The 9135-nt window shown below is 66.5% G+C and carries 8 protein-coding genes; 3 read left to right on the top strand and 5 right to left on the bottom strand.

Going from position 1 to position 9135, the window contains the following annotated elements; genetic code table 11:
* Nucleotides 1-237: 237 nt before the first annotated feature.
* The 5 genes from hydA to FZ029_RS32485 all read right to left on the bottom strand — a co-directional run bounded on the left by hydA (nucleotide 238) and on the right by FZ029_RS32485 (nucleotide 6678).
* Nucleotides 238-1680 (bottom strand): dihydropyrimidinase, encoded by a 1443-nt coding sequence (gene hydA, locus FZ029_RS32505; RefSeq protein WP_149274303.1) that lies wholly within the window; start codon nucleotides 1678-1680, stop codon nucleotides 238-240.
* Nucleotides 1681-1694: 14 nt separating this feature from the next.
* On the bottom strand, nucleotides 1695-2411 hold the full coding sequence (locus tag FZ029_RS32500) for a TetR/AcrR family transcriptional regulator (protein ID WP_149274301.1): 717 nt from the start codon (nucleotides 2409-2411) through the stop codon (nucleotides 1695-1697).
* Nucleotides 2412-2602: 191 nt separating this feature from the next.
* A complete protein-coding gene (locus FZ029_RS32495) occupies nucleotides 2603-3886 on the bottom strand; it encodes a Zn-dependent hydrolase (protein ID WP_149274299.1) in 1284 nt (427 codons plus the stop codon).
* Nucleotides 3887-4054: 168 nt separating this feature from the next.
* On the bottom strand, nucleotides 4055-5338 hold the full coding sequence (gene preA / locus FZ029_RS32490) for an NAD-dependent dihydropyrimidine dehydrogenase subunit PreA (RefSeq protein WP_149274297.1): 1284 nt from the start codon (nucleotides 5336-5338) through the stop codon (nucleotides 4055-4057).
* Between the two features lie 17 nt (nucleotides 5339-5355).
* Nucleotides 5356-6678 (bottom strand): NAD(P)-dependent oxidoreductase, encoded by a 1323-nt coding sequence (locus FZ029_RS32485; RefSeq protein WP_149274295.1) that lies wholly within the window; start codon nucleotides 6676-6678, stop codon nucleotides 5356-5358.
* 488 nt (nucleotides 6679-7166) lie between these two features.
* Here FZ029_RS32485 and FZ029_RS32480 point away from each other — a divergent pair, with 488 nt between their 5' ends.
* Genes FZ029_RS32480 through ogt form a run of 3 tightly spaced genes read left to right on the top strand, consistent with a single transcriptional unit; the run spans nucleotide 7167 to nucleotide 8924 of the window.
* Nucleotides 7167-7808, top strand: coding sequence for a polymorphic toxin type 44 domain-containing protein (locus FZ029_RS32480; protein WP_188052151.1), 642 nt, complete (start codon nucleotides 7167-7169; stop codon nucleotides 7806-7808).
* Entirely contained in the window at nucleotides 7805-8323 is a 519-nt protein-coding gene (locus tag FZ029_RS32475) for a hypothetical protein (RefSeq protein ID WP_149274291.1), read from the top strand. The genes FZ029_RS32480 and FZ029_RS32475 overlap by 4 nt, the downstream gene beginning before the upstream one ends.
* A 43-nt stretch (nucleotides 8324-8366) precedes the next feature.
* Entirely contained in the window at nucleotides 8367-8924 is a 558-nt protein-coding gene (ogt, locus tag FZ029_RS32470) for a methylated-DNA--[protein]-cysteine S-methyltransferase (RefSeq protein ID WP_149274289.1), read from the top strand.
* Nucleotides 8925-9135: the final 211 nt, after the last annotated feature.

The following is a 9135-nucleotide window of genomic DNA, read 5'->3' as shown; positions in this document are numbered from 1 at the left end:
CGACAAGGCCACGGCCACCGCAAAAACGACCGCCAGACCGCCAACTCAGCCTCAAACTGGCCGAGCCCTGAAAATCCTGGACAGCAGTGCGCGAAGGCGGGAATCCAGCTTTCCCATTGATCTTCCTATGGAAACGCCTGGATCCCCGCCTGCGCGGGGATGACGGCCGAGTTAAGCGTCTAGTTAGACGGAAAGAGCCCTCGCCCGAGCCTTCGGACGGGGGCTTTTCCAGTTTGCTTACCGCTCCACCGCGACGGGGACGTTCAGGGCGTTGCGCTTCGACACCGCCTCGTAGACCGGCGGGAAGGCGGGGCGGTTGACGTAGCGGCCGGCGCCGCGCACGGCGCGGCTTTCGCCGAGCGCGTGGACGATGCGGCCCTGGCTCAGCGTGTAGGCCGGGGAGCCGGTGACGGTCATGCCTTCGAAGATGTTCAGGCCCACCTTCTGCATCTGGGTCTTGGCCGAGATGGTCCTGCTCGCCTTCGGATCCCACACCACCAGATCGGCGTCGGCCCCGACGCTGACCGAGCCCTTGCGCGGGTAGAGGTTGAAGATCTTGGCGGCATTGGCGGAGGTCACGGCGACGAACTCGTTCATCGTCAGCCGGCCGGTGTTGACGCCGTGGGTCCACAGCGCGGTCATGCGGTCCTCGATGCCGGCGGTGCCGTTGGGGATCTTGGTGAAGTCGTTGCGGCCCATCGCCTTCTGCTCCGCACAGAAGCAGCAATGGTCGGTGGCGGTGGTGTGCAGGTGACCCGCCTGGAGACCGCGCCACAGTGCGTCCTGATGCTCCTTCGGGCGGAAGGGCGGGCTCATGACATGGCCGGCGGCGAAGTCCCAGTCGGGGTTGCGGTAGACGCTGTCGTCGATCAGCAAATGGCCGGCCAGAACCTCGCCGAACACGCGCTGGCCGCCATTCTGGCCACGCTCGATCGCCTCCAGCGCCTCCTTGGCGGAGACATGGACGATGTAGACCGGGACGCCGAAAACCTTGGCGACCTGGATGGCGCGGTTGGCGGCCTCGCCCTCCACCTCCGGCGGGCGGGAGAGCGGGTGGGCCTCCGGCCCGGTCAGACCCTGGGCCAGCAGCTTCTTCTGGAGCTGGAAGACCAGTTCGCCGTTCTCGGCATGGACGGTGGGGATGGCGCCGAGTTCCAGGCAGCGCTGGAAGCTGTTCACCAGCGTCTCGTCGTCGGCCATGATGGCGTTCTTGTAGGCCATGAAGTGCTTGAAGCTGTTCACGCCATGGTCGGCGACCAGCGTGCCCATGTCCTGCCGCACGCTTTCGTCCCACCAGGTGACGGCGACGTGGAAGCTGTAGTCGCCGGCCGCCTTCTCCGCCCAGCCGCGCCAGGTGTGGTAGGCCTCCATCAGGCTCTGCTTCGGGTTGGGGATGACGAAGTCGATGATCATCGTCGTGCCCCCGGCAAAGCCGGCGGCGGTGCCGCTGAAGAAGTCCTCCGTCGTCACCGTGCCCATGAAGGGCAGTTCCATGTGGGTGTGCGGGTCGATGCCGCCGGGCATGACATAGCAGCCGCCGGCATCCACCACTTCGGCTCCCGCCGGCACGTCCAGCGTCTCGCCCACCGCGGTGATGATGCCGTCCTGACAGAGAACGTCTGCGCGGCGGGTGTGCTCGGCGGTGACGACGGTGCCGCCGCGGATCAGGATGGTGGACATGCTCGGGCGCTCCCTCAGAGGTTTGGTGGGACGGAGTCGGTGGGCGGTTCGAGTTCGGATACTTGTGGTTCGGCGATTTGCGGTTCCGGTAGCCCGGCGGCGCGCAGGACCATGCGCAGCACCTCCGCCGTCATGGCGGCGAAGTCCTGGCGGGTCAGGCTGCGGCGGCCCAGCACCTTGCGGATCTGGACGTCGAAGTCGGCGTAATGCTGGGTCACCGCCCAGATCATGAACAGGAACTGGCGGGCGTCCACCGGCGCCATGCGGCCGGCGGCGACCCAGCCGTCGATGACGCCTGCCTTGGCGTCGACCAGCGATTTCAGGTCTTCGGCCAGGAAGCGTTCGACCTGGGTCCCGCCATGCAGGATCTCGTTGGCGAAGACCTTGGAGGCATGGGGCCGCGTGCGCGACGCCTCCATCTTGGCGGTGACGTAGGCGGTCAGCGCGACGGACGGATCGGCGTCGGGGGTGAAGGAATCGATCGGCGCCAGCCACATCCGCAGGATGTTGTCGAGCACCGCACGGTAGAGATCCTCCTTGGTGCCGAAATAGTAATGCAGGTTAGCCTTGGGCAGGCCGGCCCGCTCGGCGATGTCGGCCATGGTGGCGCCGGCGAAGCCGGCCTCGGCGAAGATGCGCTCGGCCGCCTTCAGGATGCGCTCGACGTTCTCACGCCGGATGCGCCCCTGGGGCGACGTGGTATCGGTGGTGTCGGCAGCCGTTCGCGCCATCGCTCGTCCTTTACCGGAACTGGTCCCCTCTCCCCCCTGGGGAGAGGGTCAGGGTGAGGGGGATGCTCAGGGTGGATCAACAAGGAACGGAAAATTCCGCCCGCTCACCGACTCCACGCAATGCGTCCCCCTCACCCAACCCTCTCCCCGCTTTCGGCGGACCTATGGTCCGCCTGTCGCGTCAGCGCAAACTACGTTTGCGCGTGAGCGGGGGGGAGAGGGCCCAGTTCGGCCATGGCATTCGCGCGGTCGAGCACGGCGTGCAGCAGCACCTCGCAGCCGGCGGTCGACCATTCCGGGGTCGTCTCCTCGACCTCGTTGTGGCTGATGCCGTCGATGCAGGGGATGAAGACCATGGCCGTCGGCGCGACCTTCGACAGATAGCAGGCGTCGTGGCCGGCGCCCGACACGATGTCGCGGAAGCTGTGGCCGGTGCGCTCCACCCCCTTGCGGACGGCGGCGACGCAGGTCTCGTCGAACTTGATCGGGGCGTAGTACCAGATCTGCTGGAAATCGCTCTCCAGCCCGATCTCGCCGGCGATGCGCTCCACCTCGGCGCGCAGTTCGCCGTCCATGGCGGCGAGGATGGCGTCGTCGGGATGGCGGAAATCGACGGTGAAGAAGACGCGGCCGGGGATGACGTTGCGGCTGTTGGGGTGGATCTGCATCAGCCCCACCGTGGCGCAGGCCAGCGGGCCGTACTTCATGCCGATCCGGTTCACCGCATCGACCACGCGGGCGGCCCCCAGCAGGGCGTCCTTGCGGCGCACCATCGGGGTCGGGCCGGCATGGGCCTCCTGGCCGGTGAAGGTGATCTCGTACCAGCGCTGGCCCTGGCAGTCGGTGACGACGCCGATGGTCTTGCCTTCGATCTCCAGGATTGGACCCTGTTCGATGTGGGCCTCGAAATAGGCGCCGACCTTGCGGCCCCCGACTTCCCGGTCGCCGGCATAGCCGATGCGGGCCAGTTCCTCGCCCATCGTCTTGCCGTCGAGGTCGGCGCGGGACAGGCCGTAGTCCAGGTCGAACACCCCGGCGAAGACGCCGGACGACACCATGGCCGGGGCGAAGCGCGAGCCTTCCTCGTTGGTCCAGACCGCGACCTCGACCGGGGCCTCGGTGACGTAGTTCATGTCGTTCAGGCTGCGCACCACCTCCAGCCCGGCCAGCACGCCATAGACGCCGTCATACTTGCCGCCGGTCGGCTGGCTGTCGAGATGGCTGCCCATGATGACCGGCGGCAGGCTGTCGTCGCGGCCGGGACGGCGGGCGAAGATGTTGCCCATCTTGTCGACCGAGACCGTGCAGCCGGCCTCCTCGCACCAGCGCACGAACAGGTCGCGGCCCTGTTTGTCGAGGTCGGTCAACGCCAGCCGGCACACGCCGCCCTTGGGCGTGGCGCCGATCTGCGCCATGTCCATCAGGCTCTGCCACAGGCGCGAGCCGTTCACGGCGACATTCTGCGGGGTGGACATGATTGCATTCTCCCTGAGCGGAACGGCGCCTTATCCTTCTTCGGTCGGGCCGGCGCCATCCCTGTTTCGACGTCATCCCCGCGAAGGCGGGGATCCAGAGTTTCGGAAGCGGTCCCTGTGGCAAGGCCTGGATCCCCGCTTTCGCGGGGATGACGGCCGAGGGGGGCTTTATTCGGCGGCTTCGGGGACGCGCATCGGGTTGCGGGCGTCGTTGGGCCAGGTGACATAGGGCAGGTCGGTCTGCTCCGGCACCATGGTGATGCAGTCGGGCACCGGGCAGACATGGCTGCACAGGTTGCAGCCCACGCACTCCTCGTTGACCACGGTGAAGACGCGGCGGCCCTCGCCTGCGTCGATGCGGATCGCCTGGTGCGAGGTGTCCTCGCAGACGATGTGGCAGCGGCCGCAATCGATGCACAAGGCGGGGTCGATCACCGCCTTGGTCGAGAAGTTCATGTTCAGGTCGTTCCAGTTGACGACATTGCGCACCGCGCGGCCGCTCAGTTCGTCAAGGGTCCGGTAGCCCTTCACGTCCATCCAGTTGGACAGGCCGCCGATCATGTCCTCGACGATCTTGAAGCCGTAGGTCATGGCGGCGGTGCAGACCTGCACGTTGGTGGCGCCCAGCGCCAGGAACTCCGCCGCGTCGCGCCATGTGGTGATGCCGCCGATGCCGCTGACCGGCAGGCCGCGGGTTTCGGGATTGCGGGCGATCTCCGCCACCATGTTCAGCGCGATCGGCTTCACCGCCGGGCCGCAATAGCCGCCATGGCTGCCCTTGCCGTCGACCACCGGGGTGGGGGCCATGGCGTCGAGATCCACCGCGACGATGGAGTTGACGGTGTTGATCAGCGAGATGGCGTCGGCGCCGCCGCGCTTGGCCGCTTCGGCCGACCACAGGATGTTGGTGATGTTGGGGGTCAGCTTGACGATCACCGGCAAATTGACGGCGTTCTTCACCCAGCGGGTGACCTGCTCCACCATCTCCGGCACCTGCCCGATGGCGGAGCCCATGCCGCGCTCGCACATGCCGTGCGGGCAGCCGAGGTTGAGTTCCAGCCCATCCGCCGCCCCGGTCTCGGCGATGCGGCGGGCGAGGCCGGCCCAGGCCTCCTCCTCGATGCGGGCCATCAACGAGACGACCATGGCGCGGTCGGGCCAGTCGCGCTTGACCTCGATGATCTCCTGCAAATTCACGGCGAGCGGCCGGTCGGAGATCAGCTCGATGTTGTTGAAGCCGATCATCCGGCGGTCGGTGTCGAGATGGGCGCCGTAGCGGCTGGAGACGTTGACCACCGGCGGGTCCTCGCCCAGCGTCTTCCACACCACGCCGCCCCAGCCCGCCTTGAAGGCGCGGACGACGTTGTACGCCTTGTCGGTCGGCGGGGCGGAGGCCAGCCAGAAGGGGTTGGGGGAGCGGATGCCGGCGATGGTGCTGCTGAGATCGGCCATGATGTGGCTCCCTTTCCTCAGGCGGTCAGGTGGCTGTGGATGGCAAGCGCGGCGAGCTTGCCGTCCTGCACGGACTGGACCGTCAGATCCTCGCCCGTCGCGACGCAGTCGCCGCCGGCCCAGACCTTGGCAAGCGTGGTGCGATAGGCCTCGTCGATGGCGATCTTGCCGCCGGTGATTTGCAGGCCGCCCAGCGCGTCGGCCGACAGCTTTTGCCCCACCGCCTTCAGCACCATGTCGGCCTGGAGGGTGAAGGTCTCGCCGGTGCCGGACAGCTTGCCGTCGGTCAGGCGGGTGCGTTCGAAGGTGATGTCGGTCTCGCCGATCGCCGAAGGAGCGGCGAAGGTCTTCAGCACGACGCCCTCGGTCTGGGCCAGCTCCTGCTCCCAGGCGGTGGCGCCCATCTGGGCACGACCGCGGCGGTAGACCAGGGTCACGTCCTCCGCACCCAGCCGCTTGGCCTGGATGGCGGCGTCGATGGCGGTGTTGCCGCCGCCGATCACCACGACCTTGCTGCCGACGGCGGGCGGATTGCCGGGGGGAGCCTGACGGACGCGCTCGATGAAGGCAGTGGCGTCCTCGACGCCCGCACGCTCCTCGCCGGGGATCCCGAGGCGGTTGTTGGACCCGAGGCCGATGCCGAGGAAGACGGCGTCATAGTCGGCGCGCAGGCTGTCCAGCGACAGGTCGGCGCCCAGTTTGCGGCCATGCTCCACAGTGATGCCGCCGACGCCGAGGATGAAGGCGACCTCGCGCTGGGCGAAATCGTCGGCCATCTTGTAGGGGGCGAGGCCGTATTCGTTGAGGCCGCCGGACTTCGCCTTGGCCTCGAACACCGTCACCTCATGGCCGAGCGTGGCGAGGCGGTGGGCGCAGGACAGGCCGGCCGGGCCGGCACCGACCACCGCCACGCGCTTGCCGGTCGCGGCGGCGCGGGGGAAGGGATGGGCGGGTTCGCCATCAATGAGGCGGTCGGTGGCATGGCGCTGCAGCCGGCCGATGGCGACGGGGCGGTCCTCCGCCCGGTTGCGGACGCAGGACTGTTCGCACAGCGTCTCGGTCGGGCAGACGCGGCCGCAGGTGCCGCCCATGATGTTCTCCGACAGGATCGTCGTCGCGGCGCCCTTCAGGTTGCCGGTGGCGATCGAGCGGATGAAGGCGGGGATGTCGATCCCGGTGGGGCAGGCCTTGATGCAGGGCGCATCGTAGCAGAACAGGCAGCGGTTGGACTCGGCCAGCGCCTGCACCGGCGTCATCGCCGGGCTCAGGTCGGCATAGGGCGAGGCGCGATCATCTTCGGCAGGGATTGGGGCGGTGGCAAGCGGAGCGATCAGGGTCATGGCGGATGGCTTCCCTTCGGTCGCGGAGCGGCGTGTCTACCGAAGTGTCAGCAACCCGCGTGCCAAGAGAACCAACCAGCACTGCCAACGGAGAGGGGCGGCGGAAAAGCTGACTGTTCGGTCAAGAACTGACGAGATGGACAGGCATGGCTCCATCATGCCAGCCATGCGGATTGCACGCAACTCAGCCTTTTGGCGCCTGAAAGTTGGGCAGAGCAGCGCTTAAGGCGCCGAATTACGGGCGTGGCGCCAGCAAAAGCCAACTGGAACAAGCACATGCCAAACGGCGGCATGCCTGGAAACCAGTCATGGCCCATGGAAAGCGCCTGGTCTTGAACCGAATGCATTGACAGCGGCCGGTTGCAGTAATCCAATCAATGCAAATCTGGTTGAATTTATATGCATGCAATCCCGTTCCGCGAGTGAACTGGCGGGGTGGGAAGCTTTCGATTGTTCGCTCACCTCGGGAAGACTTCAGGAGAATATTTATGCAGCCGATGACATCACCAGCATCCTTTATCCATAAAGAGATGATAAAGAACTCATCTTCACAGATCGTCGCGAACATTGCCAAGAAAAGCACTCCGGTATCCGATCTGGCAATCAGTGCTTCAGGGGCGGACGGTCAGATAGCGACAGGTTTTCTCCGTACGATGTATGCGGTACAGGATGCGTCGGCGGATTTGATCTGCGACTATACGATTTTTGCAGCCTGGGTCGGGCCTGGAATGCCATGGGACCACAAGAAGGAAATCCGCAGCGCCTATGGAACGTGGAGCTATGACGGGGACACCGGCCGGGACTACTATTTCGACATCTGGTCAAACATTCATTATGGCTATGTCGGCCGTGCCTGTGGGTTCAGCGTCTGGACGTTGAAGGCCGGCGGCGGAGCTGCGCAGTTGATCGCCCGAACGATGCCTGACGGCTATTGGAAACGCCGCTTCGAGTCGCTTGGTGACGCCGATTTCCTCGCCGCCTGCGACGACCCCTGTGACCAGCAGGCGATCATCCTCGGTGCCGACCTGTGGGACCGCCATGGCAAGACCCTGACACTGACGCAGATGATCGCACGCTGCCGGGAAAAGGCGACCGTGCTGAGCACCCGCAGCCACGTTGCCGGATCATGAAGCGGCTGATTTTCTTGATACTTCTGTCGAGTGTCGTCGTCGCGGGGCTGTTCTGGTTTCGCAGCCTCGGACCGGCGACCGATGGGAGCCTGTTGGAGGCGCTTGCCGCCAACCGCGTGGTCCTGAGCCGCGTGGGCGACGCTTTGCTCGAGGCCGGGGACGGCGCGCGCATCGACATCAGTAAGGCGGGCGCGATCACGGGTACGGCCTCTCCCGAAAGCGACTTGACCCGGCTGCTGCGTGGGACACCGGTGGAAGTGGCGGAGGTCCGGGCGGAGTTCAACGGCGTCCTCTTTCAGATGAGCAGCGTCGGCATCAGCGTATCCGGCGCCTCCTCCGGCCTGATCTACAGCCCTGATGGACGCCGATTGCCGTCCTGGGCCATCGAAGTGCCGTCGCTCGATTCGGGGCTGGAGCGGGAAAAGGAGGCCAAGCGCGGAACCGGTCGCAAGGTTTCAGCATTTTTCGTCCGACCGATCGACCCGGTTTGGGCCGCCTATCTCGACGTCTTCTGACCGGCGCTCGACGGCTGAGGGGCCGGTGGCCTAGGATGCTCTCATGCCTGCTCCGTCCAGCCTGCTGATCGACCGCACCGCCACGCCCATCGGCGAACTGATCGTGGTCGCCGATACCGACGGCGCCTTGCGTGCCATCGACTGGACCGACCATGAGGACCGGCTGCACCGGCTGCTGCGCCTGCACCATCCCGGTGGTTACGAACTGCGGCCGTCCGCCGATCCGGGTGGACTGACGCGGGCGATGGATGCCTATTTCGCGGGCGAGCTAGCGGTAATCGACCGGTTGCCGGTGCGCACCGGCGGAACGCCGTTCCAGCGTGCGGTGTGGGCGGCGCTGCGCGGCATTCCCCGCGGCGGGACCATAACCTACCGTGAACTGGCGGCGCTGGCCGGGCGTCCGGCGGCGGTGCGGGCGGCGGGGCATGCAAACGGCGCCAACCCGATCAGTGTCGTGGTGCCCTGCCACCGGGTGATCGGCTCCGGCGGGGCGCTGACCGGCTATGGCGGTGGGGTGGAACGCAAGCGCTGGCTGCTGGCCCATGAAGGGGTGGTGGCGGAGGAAATCTCCCTCTCCCCCCCGGGGAGAGGGTCGGGGTGAGGGGGATGCATTGCGTGGCTATCCCAAGAATCCTCGCTGTGCGTCCCCCTCACCCTAACCCTCTCCCCCATAGGCGCTAACATGAGAGGGAAGCGATAGACGGGTCGGGCGTGACGAATTGCGCTGGGCTGTGTTTTTTCCTGGATGTTTGCGACCGATCCCACCGATGCCCCCTGGCACGCGGTTGAGACGCTGGTCCGCTCGGTCATCG

This window comes from Azospirillum sp. Sh1, from assembly GCF_008365135.1.
Classification (GTDB): domain Bacteria; phylum Pseudomonadota; class Alphaproteobacteria; order Azospirillales; family Azospirillaceae; genus Azospirillum; species Azospirillum oryzae.
This window is presented reverse-complemented; position numbering and strand designations above follow the sequence as displayed.

Bases quoted from the DNA above. Each gene is read 5' to 3' on its own strand.
- hydA (WP_149274303.1), bottom strand. From the start codon at position 1,680: ATGTCCACCATCCTGATCCGCGGCGGCACCGTCGTCACCGCCGAGCAC.
- preA (WP_149274297.1), bottom strand. From the start codon at position 5,338: ATGGCCGATCTCAGCAGCACCATCGCCGGCATCCGCTCCCCCAACCCC.
- FZ029_RS32495 (WP_149274299.1), bottom strand. From the start codon at position 3,886: ATGTCCACCCCGCAGAATGTCGCCGTGAACGGCTCGCGCCTGTGGCAG.
- FZ029_RS32485 (WP_149274295.1), bottom strand. From the start codon at position 6,678: ATGACCCTGATCGCTCCGCTTGCCACCGCCCCAATCCCTGCCGAAGAT.
- FZ029_RS32475 (WP_149274291.1), top strand. From the start codon at position 7,805: ATGAAGCGGCTGATTTTCTTGATACTTCTGTCGAGTGTCGTCGTCGCG.
- FZ029_RS32480 (WP_188052151.1), top strand. From the start codon at position 7,167: ATGCAGCCGATGACATCACCAGCATCCTTTATCCATAAAGAGATGATA.
- FZ029_RS32500 (WP_149274301.1), bottom strand. From the start codon at position 2,411: ATGGCGCGAACGGCTGCCGACACCACCGATACCACGTCGCCCCAGGGG.
- ogt (WP_149274289.1), top strand. From the start codon at position 8,367: ATGCCTGCTCCGTCCAGCCTGCTGATCGACCGCACCGCCACGCCCATC.